General features: G+C 38.4%; 4 protein-coding genes. All 4 read left to right on the top strand.

The genetic code is table 11. From position 1 onward, the window contains the following. Positions 1 to 104: 104 nt before the first annotated feature. The 4 genes from ABNT61_RS04710 (at position 105) to ABNT61_RS04695 (ending at position 18,358) form a co-directional block, all read left to right on the top strand. Positions 105 to 1,304 carry a response regulator gene (locus ABNT61_RS04710; RefSeq protein ID WP_348745043.1) on the top strand — a complete coding sequence of 400 codons (1,200 nt, stop codon included), beginning with the start codon at positions 105 to 107 and terminating at the stop codon, positions 1,302 to 1,304. Positions 1,305 to 1,664: 360 nt separating this feature from the next. Further along, positions 1,665 to 15,413 (top strand): Ig-like domain-containing protein, encoded by a 13,749-nt coding sequence (locus ABNT61_RS04705; RefSeq protein WP_348745042.1) that lies wholly within the window; start codon positions 1,665 to 1,667, stop codon positions 15,411 to 15,413. A 32-nt stretch (positions 15,414 to 15,445) separates the two neighbouring features. Then, a complete protein-coding gene (locus ABNT61_RS04700; protein ID WP_348709475.1) occupies positions 15,446 to 16,384 on the top strand; it encodes a type IX secretion system membrane protein PorP/SprF in 939 nt (312 codons plus the stop codon). A gap of 9 nt (positions 16,385 to 16,393) precedes the next feature. Further along, complete coding sequence (locus ABNT61_RS04695) at positions 16,394 to 18,358, top strand: OmpA family protein (RefSeq protein ID WP_348745039.1); 1,965 nt, start codon at positions 16,394 to 16,396, stop codon at positions 18,356 to 18,358. The last annotated feature ends 14 nt before the right edge of the window (positions 18,359 to 18,372 follow it).

Raw genomic sequence — 18,372 nt, 5'->3', positions numbered from 1 at the left:
ATGACTTTTCAGCATTAGAAAGAAACTTTTAGTTCAGAAAACTTGTTTATCACTAGATAGTTAGCTAAATTTAAAGAGTTGTTAAATCAGAAAAACCCCGAATCATGAAAATATTAGCCATAGACGATCAGAAGCTCGTCCTTATTCCTCTAGAGAATAGGTTGAAAGAATTAGGGTATGAAGTATACACTGAAACAGATGGAAATAAAGGAATAGAATTATTCGATAAAATCCAACCTGATTTAGTTATAGTCGATATCAATATGCCAAGTCTTCCAGGTATAGAAGTCGTTAAGTACATTAAAGTTGAAAAGAAATCAGATATACCAATTATGGTTTTATCAGGTAATACCGATAAGCAAATGATTATAGATGGTTTTGAACTTGGTATTGAAGATTACATGAAGAAACCATTAAGTTTAACTGAAGTTTGTGCAAGGGTTAAACGACTAATTGGTGTTCCAGAAGTTCAAGGTGAATCTAAAGATTACACAGGTGAAGTTCTGATTCAAGAAAGATGTGTTGGTGTAGTGATTCCTTGTTACAATGAAGAAGAAAGATTGTTAAGTGATGAATTTACGGACTATATTCATAAACATACAGGATATCATTTATGTTTTGTAAATGATGGTAGTAAAGACAAAACTTTAGAAGTATTACATTCAATTAGAGAAGGAAGAGAAGATTTTATTACAGTTTACGATTGTGAAAAAAATGGAGGTAAGGCAGAAGCAGTAAGACAAGGGATGTTGCATATGCTAAAGCAAGAAGATTTAGATTATATTGGTTTTCTTGATGCTGATTTATCAACAGACTTATCTGATTTTGATGATCTAGTTTCTACAATTGAAAATTCAGAATATAAAATTGTGAGTGGCTCTAGAATAAGTAGAATGGGAGCCAATATTACTAAAGAATCTGCTAGAAAGATAATAAGTCAAACAATTAACTTTATAATCAGAAAAATTCTTTCAATGGATTTTCAGGATACTCAATGTGGAGCGAAAATCTTTAGTAGAGATGTTATTGAAATTTCATTTAGAGATAAATTTGTTTCAAAATGGATCTTTGATGTAGAAATATTTAGAAGAGTCACTCTTCATTATGGATTGAAAAAAGCGAAACAAATTTTATGTGAGCAGCCATTAAAAAGATGGATACATGCTGACGGATCAAAATTATCTATGAAAGATTCATTCAAAATTATTTTCCAATTAGGACAAATTGCTTGGTACTACAATATTAAAAGAAAACCTGGAAAAAATGTAAGCACTCCAATTAAAGCATCATCTGTTAGTGCATAGTAATGATTTTCAGTAGATTATTTTTTAGATAATTAGAATTTTATCAATATTAGATAATTGTTAAATAAATAATGTAAAGAGAGATAATTATGGTTTTTAATAAAATTTTAATTATTTTTAACAAAAAGAAGCTTTCAAGGTTTTCTGCTATCGTAAACAGAAAGTAAGAAAATGTGTTTAGTTTCTTTTTAGAAGAAAATAGAAATAACTCCGCCCCCGTTTTCATGAGTTCTACACTAGGATCAATCACTACTTATACATTTAAAATGCAAAAAGTCTTTTTTAGACTTCTTGTTGAAGCATTGTATAAATTAAATAAAGAAAGATTATGTAGTACTTATAAACTATCAAAATTTACCTATGCACAACATTACTCCAAAAATGAAATTTCGATTTCAAAAATTATTATTAATACACATATTTATTTTTGCATTTTTATTAAATGCTGAAGCTCAAAATTGTTCTGTAAATGCAGGAGCCAGTGGGAGTATCTGTGAGGGTGCTGCTTTTGTTCTTGATGGAAGTGGAGATGCTAATGTTGTTTCTACCGTCTGGACTCAAGTTTCAGGACCTACAGTTGGAATAAGTGATCCTACTATTTACAAACCAACCATTACTGGTGCAACAGGGGGTAATACCTATATTTTTAGATTAACAGCAACCTGTACAGATGCCATAACAACATCGCAAATAGTTTCATATACCGTAGAATCTGCTCCTGTTTCAAATGCAGGTTCAAATATTAGTGGTTGTCCTGGTAATTATAACTTATCAGCAAACACTCCTGACCCTGGTTTTACCGGTGAATGGAATTTTGTAGGTTCGAACAATGCTAATATTTCAATAAATGACACAGCTTCACCGACAACGCAAATTACTCTGCCTGACACTAGCGCAGGAATTACCGTTTTGGAATGGAGAATTACAGATGGTAATCCAGCTACGTGCGATGGGGTATCCACAGTTACAATTACGAATATCGGAGGAGAAGCAGTTGTAAGCGCAGATAGTAATGCAGTAGTAAATTTAGATTCTTGTTTTGACGTAGATACTAGTTATGGATTAGGAGCTTCTTTTGGTGGAAATGGATTAGGTGGTCAACAAGGAGTTTGGGAATTAGTAAGTGGTCCAAATAATCCTTCATTCGGAAATATAAATAATAATTCGACCACAGTTTCGAATTTAATAGAAGGTTCATATGTTTTGAGATGGAGTGTAAGCGGTCCATGTGTAACAGGTTCAGATACATTTACCATTAATGTACCCGCTCCTTCTGGTAGTGTTACAGATGCTGAAGATTTAATAGATGAAGATGTAATTAGAATATGTGCTAACCCATCTAGCCCAACAACAGAGTATTTATTAGTAGCAGATCCTCCTCAAAAAGTAGGAGAAACAGTTGAATGGACGCAAACAGGTGGACCTACATCTGGTGTTGTTATTGATACTCCTAACAATCCAACAACTTTAGTTACAGGTTTGGATGAAACAGCAGGAAGTAATGCAAATAGAGTAAATTATACGTTTAGATATACCATAACAAGTGCAGATGGAGTTTGTACAACATCTGATAATGTTGTAATTAGATTTATTAAAACTCCGCTTTCTATTGAAATAACAGATGATGGAACGCCATCGGAATGTATTTTTGCTGATTTAAATGGAGCTGGAATTGCTACAGTTGATTTTGGATTGATTCGAGATAATACAAGTTCCACAACGAGATATAGCATTTTAGATGCTCCTAATGGAACATATTTATCAACACCAACAGCAACTCCAAGAAGTACTCCAACTAGTTATTCAGGTGTAGGAGGTGTTTCTTCGGGTAATTCTACTAACGCTAACGATTTTACATTAACTTTTGCTGAAATAGGTACATATGTTATTGGGGTTGAAAGAGATCCAAATGGAGATGTGGAAAATGGATGTACGGCAGTATATGACGTAATTACTGTGAAAATATCTGGTACAGCTGGCGGAGCAAATGCAGGAACAGATATTTTTGTTTGTGCACCAATTACAACTGCTTCTCTTACAGGAAATACACCTACACAAGGAATTGGAACTTGGTCTCAAGTAAGTGGACCTAATACAGCAAATATAACTGATACATCTGATCCATCAACTACTGTAACGGGTCTAGTAAGTGGAGTATATTATTTTAGATGGAGTATTAGCAGTGGTCCAAATGGAGTAATTGGAGCAAATAATATTGATGAAGTAAAAGTTGCCGTATCTACGTCGGTACCAACTCCCGCAGCTAATTTCGCTGGTCCAGATGATAATGTTTGTGCGGGTTCTTATCAACTACAAGCGAACGATATTTTAGAAAATGAACTAGGAACATGGAGTGTAAGTCCATCAGCTGGAGTTTCCTTTTCCGACCCAAATGATCCAAAAGCAATAGTTTCTGGACTAAGTACAAGTACGGCTTATACATTTACATATACAATAACAAATACATGTGGTACTGTTAACGATGATGTTGTAATAACAACGAATGCGAATACAGGACCAGATATTTCACAAGCAGGTTCAGATCAGTGTATCTCTGGAGTAACATCTACTGCTTTAACTGCAACTGCAGCCTCGGTAGGAACAGGAACTTGGTCTCAAGTAAGTGGACCTAATACGGCATCTTTTTCTAGTTTTAACGATCCAAATGCAACAATTTCAGGGTTAGTTGAAGGAAATTATGTTTTTAGATGGTCTATAGTAGATCCAAGTTGTCCAGGAAATTTAACCTCAGATACAGTTACGGTTTCTTTATTTAATACTACACCTTCAGCTGGAACAGATAATTCTTCATGTGGTAGTAATTCAGTTACTATGAACGCAACGGCCGTAAGTTCACCTAATCAAGGAACTTGGGTTCAAACTTTCGGGCCAGCTGGTTGGAGTGTTACGGATATTAATAGTAATACTGCAACTTTTACAGGTTTAAGTGATGGTGTTTATCAATTTGAATGGAGGGTTTCAACAGCAGATTGTGCAAATAATGATAAAGTATCTTTTTCTATTACCAATACACCAACTCCAGCAAGTTTAACATCAAGTACTTTAAATGTCTGTGACACTTTTACTGATTTGAATGCGAATGCAGTATCAATAGGAGTGGGAACTTGGGAATATGTCTCAGGACCGAATAGACCGTCAATAAATGATACATCAGATAATAATGCTACAGTTAGCGGTTTAGTTACAGGAACATACACATATCGATGGACTACATCTCCGGAGTTTGCAAGTCCAGATGCTGCCTGTAATACTTCTTTGACTACTTCAGCAACTTTAACCTTAAATGTTGTAGTTCCCGCAGATGCTGGTGACGATGAGACATTATGTGGAGTCGATAATGTGTTGTTAGAGGGAACAATGGGTTCTGAAGGTACTTGGACACTAGTTAGTACTAGTGGTTCAGATACACCAACAATTACTACTTTAAATGATAATATGGCTAGGGCTGATATTGTTAGTGGTAATACGTATGTTTTTCAATATGAGATTACTATCCCAATGGGATCTTCTTGTACGGCTACATCTGATACTGTTACAATTTCTAATATTGCTTTAGATACACCTATTGCGGGACCAGATATCGATCTTTGTCCAGCCGATGGAGGTGTTGCGACAATGGCGGCAAATACAATTACTTCTGGAACTTGGATTTACAATTCAGGAGTAAGCACAGGTTCAAGTACACCTGTAATAATAGATGCTTCATCTGCAACTACTACAATAACAAATTTAAATACAGAAGGTACTTACATTTTTACTTGGCAAACGGATAATGGTGCTTGTATAAATCAAGATGAGTTAAGTATCAATGTTTTTGAAGCTCCAAGTGTTGCAGATGCGGGTTCTACAACAACGATCTGTACTTTAAATCCACAATTAAACGCAGTTACTCCAGCAAGAGGAGTGGGATCGTGGAGTGTGGTAGGAACACCAACAGGAGGATTGTTAGTTTCTTTTGATAGTCCAAGTAGTCCAACTACAAGTCTAACATTAACAAATGCTGATGCAGGTGATACGGCAGTTTTAAGATGGACTGTAACTAATGGCGCATCCTGTCCAACATCCACAGATGATATAACAATAACAATTACTGAACCAACAACAGCAACTTTAAATGCGCTTACAGTTACTAATAGTTGTCAAGGATTAAATAATGGAACAATTAGCACAAGTGGTTCTGGTGGAAGTCCTGCTTATATGTATAATTTGTTATTCTCAACAAGTTCTGGAGGAGTTTTTATAGATGCTACTGCTACGGATGGGGATAATGATGGAAGTTATTCTAATTTAGAACCAGGATTCTATAAGGTTGTGTTAACAGATATGTCAGCCTGTGGAGAGGTGGAATCTGCTGAAGTTCAAATAGTAGAAGTGGCAACTCCAGTTTTGCCAACAGTTAGTAATGTAGAGTATTGTGTTGGTGATGTTGCGTCACAATTAACAGCTACTGCTCCTGGAACTTTAATTTGGTTTGATACTGATGGTACTACGGTTTTAGGGAGTGCACCAACACCTAGTACAGTTTCATCAGGAGAAACAACATATTTTGTTAGTCATTCTGATGGATTATGTGAAAGTGCAAAAGTACCTGTGAAAGTTACAGTAAGTAACCCAGTTCCTCAAACAATATCAGGAGGAAGTACGATTAATGTTGGACAAAATATAACCTTAACTAGTACAACAGGTGGAGGTTCTTGGTCAAGCTCAAATTCTAGTATTGCAACTGTAAATATTTCAAGCGGTGAGGTTACTGGGGTTGCCAGTGGTTCAGTTACAATTACATATTCTGTAACAACTGCGGGAGGTTGTGTTAATTCAGATACTGAGACAATTTTAGTCAATGACGCACCAGATGCAGTAGATGATACGGCAACCGTAAATGAGGATGCAAGTACGACTATTACAGTAAGCACTAATGATGATATTGGTGGAGATGGTGGAGATGGAGAAGACTACAGTTTAACAAGTGGTCCATCAAATGGTACAGTAACAGAGACTTCAGACGGAGTATTTGTATACACGCCAAACGCTGACTTTAACGGAACTGATTCATTCACATATACAATTACAGATGCAGACGGAGATACAGATACAGCAACTGTTGTCATTACAGTAAACTCAGTAGACGACGCTCCAGATGCGATTGATGATACGGCTACAGTAAATGAGGATGCAAGTACGACTATTACAGTAAGCACTAATGATGATATTGGTGGAGACGGCGGAGACGGAGAAGACTACAGTTTAACAAGTGGTCCATCAAATGGTACAGTAACAGAGACTTCAGACGGAGTATTTGTATACACGCCAAACGCTGACTTTAACGGAACTGATTCATTTACATATACAATCACAGATGCTGATGGAGATACTGATACAGCTACAGTTGTAATTACAGTGGCAAGCGTAGATGACGCACCAGATGCAGTAGATGATACGGCAACCGTAAATGAGGATGCTTCTACAACGATTACCGTAAGCACTAATGATGATATTGGTGGAGATGGCGGCGACGGAGAAGACTACAGTTTAACAAGTGGTCCATCAAATGGTACGGTAACAGAGACTTCAGACGGAGTATTTGTATACTCGCCAAATGCTGACTTTAACGGAACAGACAGTTTCACATATACAATCACAGATGCAGATGGAGATACTGATACAGCAACTGTTGTCATTACAGTAAACTCAGTAGATGACGCACCAGATGCAGTAGATGATACGGCAACCGTAAATGAGGATGCTTCTACAACGATTACCGTAAGCACTAATGATGATATTGGTGGAGACGGCGGAGACGGAGAAGACTACAGTTTAACAAGTGGTCCATCAAATGGTACGGTAACAGAGACTTCAGACGGAGTATTTGTATACACGCCAAACGCTGACTTTAACGGAACAGACAGTTTCACATATACGATCACAGATGCAGACGGAGATACAGATACAGCTACAGTTGTTATTACTGTAAACTCAGTAGATGACGCACCAGATGCAGTAGATGATACGGCAACCGTAAATGAGGATGCTTCTACAACGATTACCGTAAGCACTAATGATGATATTGGTGGAGATGGCGGCGACGGAGAAGACTACAGTTTAACAAGTGGTCCATCAAATGGTACGGTAACAGAGACTTCAGACGGAGTATTTGTATACACGCCAAACGCTGACTTTAACGGAACAGACAGTTTCACATATACCATCACAGATGCTGATGGAGACATAGATACTGCTACTGTTGTCATTACAGTAAGCTCAGTAGATGACGCTCCAACTGCTACAGATGATACGGCAACCGTAAATGAGGATGCTTCTACAACAATTACCGTAAGCACTAATGATGATATTGGTGGAGACGGCGGAGACGGAGAAGACTACAGTTTAACAAGTGGTCCATCAAATGGTACAGTAACAGAGACTTCAGACGGAGTATTTGTATACACGCCAAACGCTGACTTTAACGGAACTGATTCATTCACATATACAATTACAGATGCAGACGGAGACACAGATACTGCTACAGTAGTAATTATTGTAAACTCAGTAGATGATGTACCAACTGCTACAGATGATACAGCTACAGTAAATGAGGATGCAAGTACGACTATTACCGTAAGCACTAATGATGATATTGGTGGAGATGGTGGAGACGGAGAAGACTACAGTTTAACTAGTGGTCCATCAAATGGTACGGTAACAGAGACTTCAGACGGAGTATTTGTGTACTCGCCAAACGCTGACTTTAACGGAACAGATTCATTCACATATACGATCACAGATGCAGACGGAGACACTGATACGGCTACAGTAGTAATTACTGTAAACTCAGTAGATGACGCACCGGATGCGATTGATGATACGGCAACAGTAAATGAGGATGCTTCTACAACGATTACCGTAAGCACTAATGATGATATTGGTGGAGACGGTGGAGACGGAGAAGACTACAGTTTAACTAGTGGTCCATCTAATGGTACGGTAACAGAGACTTCAGACGGAGTATTTGTATACACGCCTAACGCTGACTTTAACGGAACAGATTCATTCACATATACCATCACAGATGCAGACGGAGACACAGATACAGCAACTGTTGTCATTACTGTAAACTCAGTAGATGACGCACCAGATGCAGTAGATGATACAGCTACAGTAAATGAGGACGCAAGTACTACGATTACCGTAAGCACTAATGATGATATTGGTGGAGATGGTGGAGATGGAGAAGACTACAGTTTAACTAGTGGTCCATCAAATGGTACAGTAACAGAGACTTCAGACGGAGTATTTGTATACACGCCTAACGCTGACTTTAATGGAACTGATTCATTCACATATACAATTACAGATGCAGACGGAGACACTGATACGGCTACAGTAGTAATTACTGTAAACTCAGTAGATGACGCTCCAACTGCTACAGATGATACAGCTACAGTAAATGAGGACGCAAGTACTACGATTACAGTAAGCACTAATGATGATATTGGTGGAGATGGTGGAGACGGAGAAGACTACAGTTTAACTAGTGGTCCATCTAATGGTACGGTAACAGAGACTTCAGACGGAGTATTTGTGTACACGCCTAACGCTGACTTTAATGGAACTGATTCATTCACATATACCATCACAGATGCAGACGGAGACACAGATACTGCTACAGTAGTAATTACTGTAAACTCAGTAGACGACGCACCAGATGCAGTAGATGATACAGCTACAGTAAATGAGGACGCAAGTACTACGATTACCGTAAGCACTAATGATGATATTGGTGGAGATGGTGGAGACGGAGAAGACTACAGTTTAACTAGTGGTCCATCTAATGGTACGGTAACAGAGACTTCAGACGGAGTATTTGTATACACGCCTAACGCTGACTTTAATGGAACAGATTCATTCACATATACCATCACAGATGCAGACGGAGACACAGATACTGCTACAGTAGTAATTACTGTAAACTCAGTAGACGACGCACCAGATGCAGTAGATGATACAGCTACAGTAAATGAGGACGCAAGTACTACGATTACCGTAAGCACTAATGATGATATTGGTGGAGATGGTGGAGATGGAGAAGACTACAGTTTAACTAGTGGTCCATCTAATGGTACGGTAACAGAGACTTCAGACGGAGTATTTGTATACTCGCCAAACGCTGACTTTAACGGAACAGATTCATTCACATATACCATCACAGATGCAGACGGAGACACTGATACGGCTACAGTAGTAATTACTGTAAACTCAGTAGATGACGCTCCAACTGCTACAGATGATACGGCTACAGTAAATGAGGACGCAAGTACGACTATTACCGTAAGCACTAATGATGATATTGGTGGAGATGGCGGAGATGGAGAAGACTACAGTTTAACTAGTGGTCCATCTAATGGTACGGTAACAGAGACTTCAGACGGAGTATTTGTCTACACACCAAACGCTGACTTTAACGGAACAGATTCATTCACATATACCATCACAGATGCAGACGGAGACACAGATACAGCAACTGTTGTCATTACTGTAAACTCAGTAGATGACGCACCAGATGCAGTAGATGATACAGCTACAGTAAATGAGGACGCAAGTACTACGATTACCGTAAGCACTAATGATGATATTGGTGGAGATGGTGGAGATGGAGAAGACTACAGTTTAACTAGTGGTCCATCTAATGGTACAGTAACAGAGACTTCAGACGGAGTATTTGTATACACGCCTAACGCTGACTTTAATGGAACTGATTCATTCACATATACAATTACAGATGCAGACGGAGACACTGATACGGCTACAGTAGTAATTACTGTAAACTCAGTAGATGACGCTCCAACTGCTACAGATGATACAGCTACAGTAAATGAGGACGCAAGTACTACGATTACCGTAAGCACTAATGATGATATTGGTGGAGATGGTGGAGACGGAGAAGACTACAGTTTAACTAGTGGTCCATCTAATGGTACGGTAACAGAGACTTCAGACGGAGTATTTGTATACACGCCTAACGCTGACTTTAATGGAATTGATTCATTCACATATACCATCACAGATGCAGACGGAGACACAGATACTGCTACAGTAGTAATTACTGTAAACTCAGTAGACGACGCACCAGATGCAGTAGATGATACAGCTACAGTAAATGAGGACGCAAGTACTACGATTACCGTAAGCACTAATGATGATATTGGTGGAGATGGTGGAGACGGAGAAGACTACAGTTTAACTAGTGGTCCATCTAATGGTACGGTAACAGAGACTTCAGACGGAGTATTTGTATACACGCCTAACGCTGACTTTAATGGAACAGATTCATTCACATATACCATCACAGATGCAGACGGAGACACAGATACTGCTACAGTAGTAATTACTGTAAACTCAGTAGACGACGCACCAGATGCAGTAGATGATACAGCTACAGTAAATGAGGACGCAAGTACTACGATTACCGTAAGCACTAATGATGATATTGGTGGTGATGGTGGAGATGGAGAAGACTACAGTTTAACTAGTGGTCCATCTAATGGTACGGTAACAGAGACTTCAGACGGAGTATTTGTATACTCGCCAAACGCTGACTTTAACGGAACAGATTCATTCACATATACCATCACAGATGCAGATGGAGATACTGATACAGCTACAGTAGTAATTACTGTAAACTCAGTAGATGATGTACCAACTGCTACAGATGATACGGCTACAGTAAATGAGGACGCAAGTACGACTATTACCGTAAGCACTAATGATGATATTGGTGGAGATGGTGGAGATGGAGAAGACTACAGTTTAACTAGTGGTCCATCTAATGGTACGGTAACAGAGACTTCAGACGGAGTATTTGTGTACACGCCAAACGCTGACTTTAACGGAACAGATTCATTCACATATACCATCACAGATGCAGACGGAGACACTGATACGGCTACAGTAGTAATTACTGTAAACTCAGTAGATGACGCACCAGATGCAGTAGATGATACAGCTACAGTAAATGAGGATGCAAGTACGACTATTACCGTAAGCACTAATGATGATATTGGTGGAGATGGCGGAGATGGAGAAGACTACAGTTTAACTAGTGGTCCATCTAATGGTACGGTAACAGAGACTTCAGACGGAGTATTTGTATACACGCCTAACGCTGACTTTAACGGAACAGATTCATTCACATATACCATCACAGATGCAGACGGAGACACTGATACGGCTACAGTAGTAATTACTGTAAACTCAGTAGATGACGCTCCAACTGCTACAGATGATACGGCTACAGTAAATGAGGACGCAAGTACGACTATTACCGTAAGCACTAATGATGATATTGGTGGAGATGGCGGAGATGGAGAAGACTACAGTTTAACTAGTGGTCCATCTAATGGTACGGTAACAGAGACTTCAGACGGAGTATTTGTATACTCGCCAAACGCTGACTTTAACGGAACAGATTCATTCACATATACCATCACAGATGCAGACGGAGACACTGATACGGCTACAGTAGTAATTACTGTAAACTCAGTAGATGACGCTCCAACTGCTACAGATGATACGGCTACAGTAAATGAGGACGCAAGTACGACTATTACCGTAAGCACTAATGATGATATTGGTGGAGATGGTGGAGATGGAGAAGACTACAGTTTAACTAGTGGTCCATCTAATGGTACAGTAACAGAGACTTCAGACGGAGTATTTGTCTACACACCAAACGCTGACTTTAACGGAACAGATTCATTCACATATACCATCACAGATGCAGACGGAGACACAGATACTGCTACAGTAGTAATTACTGTAACCCCTACACCAGATGCAGTTGATGATACGGCTACGGTTTCAGAGGATGATATGGTTGATATTGATGTCACATTAAATGATGGAGATGTTCCTAGTGATGGTACATTAGATGTTTCTGATCCAGCCAATGGTACAGTAACAATAGATGACGGCGGTACCCCAGATGATCCGAGTGATGATATTGTGACGTATATTCCAGATGCTGATTTTAATGGTACGGATACATTCAATTATACAATTTGTGATAATGCGAGTCCAGCGAACTGTTCAACAGCTACAGTTACGATTACAGTAACACCTACACCAGATGCAGTTGATGATACGGCTACGGTTTCAGAGGATGATATGGTTGATATTGATATCACATTAAATGATGGAGATGTTCCTAGTGATGGTACATTAGATGTTTCAGATCCAGCTAATGGTACAGTAACGATAGATGATGGCGGCACACCAGATGATCCGAGTGACGATATTGTAACTTATATTCCAGATGCTGATTTTAATGGTACGGATACATTCAATTATACAATTTGTGATAATGGAAGTCCAGCGAACTGTTCAACAGCTACAGTAGTAATTACTGTAACCCCTACACCAGATGCAGTTGATGATACGGCTACGGTTTCAGAGGATGATATGGTTGATATTGATATTACCGCTAATGATGGAGATGTTCCTAGTGATGGTACATTAGATGTTTCTGATCCAGCCAATGGTACAGTAACGATAGATGATGGCGGCACACCAGATGATCCGAGTGACGATATTGTAACTTATATTCCAGATGCTGATTTTAATGGTACGGATACATTCAATTATACAATTTGTGATAATGCAAGTCCAGCGAACTGTTCAACAGCTACAGTAGTAATTACTGTAACCCCTACACCAGATGCAGTTGATGATACGGCTACGGTTTCAGAGGATGATATGGTTGATATTGATATCACATTAAATGATGGAGATGTTCCTAGTGATGGTACATTAGATGTTTCAGATCCAGCTAATGGTACAGTAACGATAGATGATGGCGGCACACCAGATGATCCGAGTGACGATATTGTAACTTATATTCCAGATGCTGATTTTAATGGCACAGATACATTCAATTATACAATTTGTGATAATGCAAGTCCAGCGAACTGTTCAACAGCTACAGTTACGATTACAGTAACACCTACACCAGATGCAGTTGATGATACGGCTACGGTTTCAGAAGATGATATGGTTGATATTGATATTACCGCTAATGATGGAGATGTTCCTAGTGATGGTACATTAGATGTTTCAGATCCAGCTAATGGTACAGTAACGATAGATGATGGCGGTACCCCAGATGATCCGAGTGATGATATTGTGACGTATATACCAGATGTTGATTTTAATGGTACGGATACATTCAATTATACAATTTGTGATAATGCAAGTCCAGCGAACTGTTCAACAGGAACAGTTACGATTACAGTAACCCCTACACCAGATGCAGTTGATGATACGGCTACGGTTTCAGAGGATGATATGGTTGATATTGATGTCACATTAAATGATGGAGATGTTCCTAGTGATGGTACATTAGATGTTTCTGATCCAGCCAATGGAACAGTAACAATAGATGATGGCGGCACACCAGATGATCCGAGTGATGATATTGTGACGTATATTCCAGATGCTGATTTTAATGGTACGGATACATTCAATTATACAATTTGTGATAATGCAAGTCCAGCGAACTGTTCAACAGCTACAGTAGTAATTACTGTAACCCCTACACCAGATGCAGTTGATGATACGGCTACGGTTTCAGAGGATGATATGGTTGATATTGATATTACCGCTAATGATGGAGATGTTCCTAGTGATGGTACATTAGATGTTTCTGATCCAGCCAATGGTACAGTAACGATAGATGATGGCGGTACACCAGATGATCCGAGTGATGATATTGTGACGTATATTCCAGATGCTGATTTTAATGGTACGGATACATTCAATTATACAATTTGTGATAATGCAAGTCCAGCGAACTGTTCAACAGCTACAGTAGTAATTACTGTAACCCCTACACCAGATGCAGTTGATGATACGGCTACGGTTTCAGAGGATGATATGGTTGATATTGATATCACATTAAATGATGGAGATGTCCCTAGTGATGGTACATTAGATGTTTCAGATCCAGCTAATGGTACAGTAACAATAGATGACGGCGGTACCCCAGATGATCCGAGTGATGATATTGTGACGTATATTCCAGATGCTGATTTTAATGGTACGGATACATTCAATTATACAATTTGTGATAATGCAAGTCCAGCGAACTGTTCAACAGCTACAGTTACGATTACGGTAATACCAGTTGATGAAGCTCCAATAGCAGTTGATGATACAGCTACGGTTGCGGAAGATGATATGGTTGATATTGATATTTATGCAAATGACACCAATGTTCCTGATAATGGTACTTTAACGGTTACAAATCCAATTAATGGTACGGTAACGATAGATGATGGCGGTACCCCAGATGATCCGAGTGATGATATTGTGACCTATATTCCAGATGCCGATTTTAATGGAACAGATACCTTTACCTATACTGTTTGTGATAATGCGAGTCCAGCAAATTGTACTACAGCTACAGTTACGATTACAGTAATTCCAACACCGGATGCTGTTGACGATACCGCCACTACCAATGCAGGTGAAGATGTAAATATTGATGTTACAGATAATGATAATGATATTCCTGATGATGGAACTATTGATGTGACTGATCCAGGTGATGGTACTGTTGATGTAGATGATGGAGGAACACCGAATGATCCTAGTGATGATATTATTATCTACACACCGAATGATGGATTTAGTGGAACAGATACCTTTACCTATACTATTTGTGATAATTTAGTACCTCAAAATTGTACTACAGCTACGGTTACAGTTGTTGTACTACCGACAGAAACCTGTCTGTCACCATACAATTTAATGTCACCAGGAGATGGTAATACAGAGAATGAGTTCTTTTTTATACCTTGTATTGATAGTCCAGAGTATGCTAACAACACGGTTGAGATCTTTAACAGATGGGGTAATACGGTTTATAAGATCAGTGGTTATAGTAATACAGATTCCTCGAGAAGATTTGAAGGGATTTCTAATGGTAGAGCTACGATAAGTGTTGATGAGAAGTTACCAGTAGGAACGTATTACTATGTGATTGATCCAGGAAATGGAGAATCAGCACGAACAGGATGGTTATATATAAATAAGTAAGCATAAGAAACAAGAAACAACATAATAGGGATATGAATAGCATAGTAACATATAAATTTTTAATACTCATTATCTTATTTAAGGTTGGAGTATTATTCTCACAACAAGATCCTCAGTATACGCAGTATATGTATAACACGATGAGTGTTAACCCTGCTTACGCTGGATCGAATAATCATACGGTGATTACTGCCTTAGGCCGAACACAATGGGTTGGTTTAGATGGTGCACCAGATTCACAAACATTTAGTTACGATACTGCGATAGGTTATAGTGGAGTAGGATTAGGTATTAGTATTACTAATGATAGGATTGGTCCCTCGAGTGAGATTTATTTAGATGCCAATGTTTCTTATACAATTCGTACGAGTAATGATGGTAATTTAGCCTTTGGATTAAAGTTAGGAGGTCGTCATTTAGGAATTGATTGGAGTAAAGGAACGGCTCTTCAGCAAGAGCGTATTTTTGAGGGTAATATCAGTAAGTTCTTACCTACAATTGGAGCTGGGATTTATTTTTATAAATCAAATTGGTATCTTGGTGCCGCAATTCCGAACTTTCTACGGACAGATCATTACGATGATACAGTTGGTACGACGAGTTTTGGGAGCGGAGATTTAGCTGAGGAGCGCTTACACTTTTTTGGTATCGCGGGTTATGTATTTGACTTAAGCGAGACGTTAAAGTTCAAGCCAGCTACATTAGTTAAGGTGGTGAACGGGGCACCATTATCATTAGATGTTTCGGCTAACTTTTTATTTAATGAGAAGTTTGCTGCAGGATTAGCATGGAGGTGGGACGACTCCATCAGTGCTTTATTAGGGTTACAAGCAACAAAGAACTTAAACATAGGTTTTGCATATGATTTGACTACGTCAAATTATAGCAATTACAATTCGGGAACATATGAGCTTATGTTACGTTGGGATATATTCAGGGAACGCGTGTTTAAATCGCCAAGGTTCTTTTAAATTAATATTATGAGGAAACTATTACTAATTTATTTTTTAATAATTAGCTTTTCGTCTTTTTCACAAAGGCGTTATGCAGCAGATCGTTACTTCAAGGAGTTTGCGTATAAGAAATCTGCTGAGTTATATGAGGTTATTTATAACAAAGGAGATGAGTCAGAACTAGTCATTAGTAGGCTAGGAGATTCTCATTATTACAATACCAATACAAGTGAGGCAGAGAAGTGGTACCGTATTTTATTTGAGAAATACAAAGATCAGGTATCACCAGAATATATGTTCAGATATGCTCAAGCCTTAAAGAGTAATGGTAAGGTTGATGAATCAGATTCATGGCTTCGTAAGTTAAAAGAAGTAAAGGGAGAAGATTCAAGAGCCTTAGCTTTAGAAAAGAATGCAGATTACTTTGTGAAGTACTCTAATCGTAAGAAGACGTATGTTAGTATTCAGAACTTAGAGATCAATACGAAGTATTCAGATTTTGGAGGTTTTATCTACGGAGATAAGTTGTATTTCGCATCTACTAAACCAGAAGGTTCAAAGTTTGATAAGAAGTTATACAAGTGGAACGAGCAACCGTTTTTAAATATCTATACTGCCGATGCAGATTTGAGTAATGATATTGAAAAAGGACTTCAGGTAAGTGCTTCTGAGAAGTTACCATCTTTAAATACGCGTTATCATGAATCTAACGCTATTGTTACAGGAGATGGTAAAACGATGTATTTCACCAGAGATAATTACAATGACGATAAGTTAGAAGGAGATAAGAACCGAGTAACTCACTTAAAGATATACAAGGCTACCTTAAATAATGGGAATTGGGATGATGTTAGAGAATTACCATTTAACAGTAATGAATATTCATGCGGACATCCAGCATTAAGTGCAGATGAGAAGACACTATACTTTGTATCAGATATGTCAGGAGGACTAGGAGCTACCGATATCTATAAGGTTGCGATACAAGATGATGGGAGTTACGGAGAAGTAAAGAATTTAGGCGCACCAATAAATACAGAAGCAAGAGAAATGTTTCCAAGTATTGATAGTGAAAACACCATGTACTTTGCATCAGATGGTCATTTAGGTTTAGGAGCTTTAGATGTGTTTGAAGCTAAATATGTAGATAATAAGTACACTGACCCTGTCAATCTAGGAAGTCCAATAAATGGTCCGAGAGATGATTTTAGTTTTGTGATTAGTGAAGATAAATCATACGGATACTTTTCTTCCAATAGAAAAGGAGGAAAGGGAGATGACGATATATACAGTTTTGTGATCTATAGATGTAAAGAAGACATTGGAGGATACGTAACCGATGTAAACACAGGTAAACCTATCTCAGGAGCTACAGTTCGATTAATAGACGAGAGTGGAGCACCAGTTAGTGAGCAAGTAACACAGGCAGATGGAAAATATACCTTTAAAGATATCGACTGTGAGAACAACTTTACAGTAAGCGCTTCAAAAGATGATTACCGAAATGATCAAAAGGAAACAGCTACAGAGGACATTAACAAGAAGGAAATCAAAACAGATTTAGCTTTAGAATCGTTAATTGTAGAAAGTCCAGAGGCGGCACAGATTGTTATCAATCCGATCTTCTTTGATTTTGATTTGTACAACATAAGAGAAGATGCAGAGTATGAGTTAGAGCATATTGTAACGGTAATGAACAATAATCCAGATATGGTGATTAAGATCGAATCACATACCGATAGTCGAGGAACGAAAGCATACAACAGAAACTTATCTGATAACAGAGCAAAGTCAACAAGAGATTATATCATCTCAAGAGGTATTGCAGCCAATCGAATACAAAGTGCGATTGGATTTGGAGAAGACCGATTGTTAAATCACTGTAATGATGCAAATCAAAGCAAGTGTTCAAAGGAAGAACATCAGAAGAATAGAAGATCATATTTCTACATTGTAAAAGGTGGAAAAAACGTTTCTACCAGCAATCAATAACAGGAAATATCATA

The sequence above is a fragment of the Tenacibaculum sp. 190524A05c genome (assembly GCF_964036595.1).
In the GTDB taxonomy this organism is placed as follows: Bacteria; Bacteroidota; Bacteroidia; order Flavobacteriales; family Flavobacteriaceae; genus Polaribacter; species Polaribacter platacis.
This window is presented reverse-complemented; position numbering and strand designations above follow the sequence as displayed.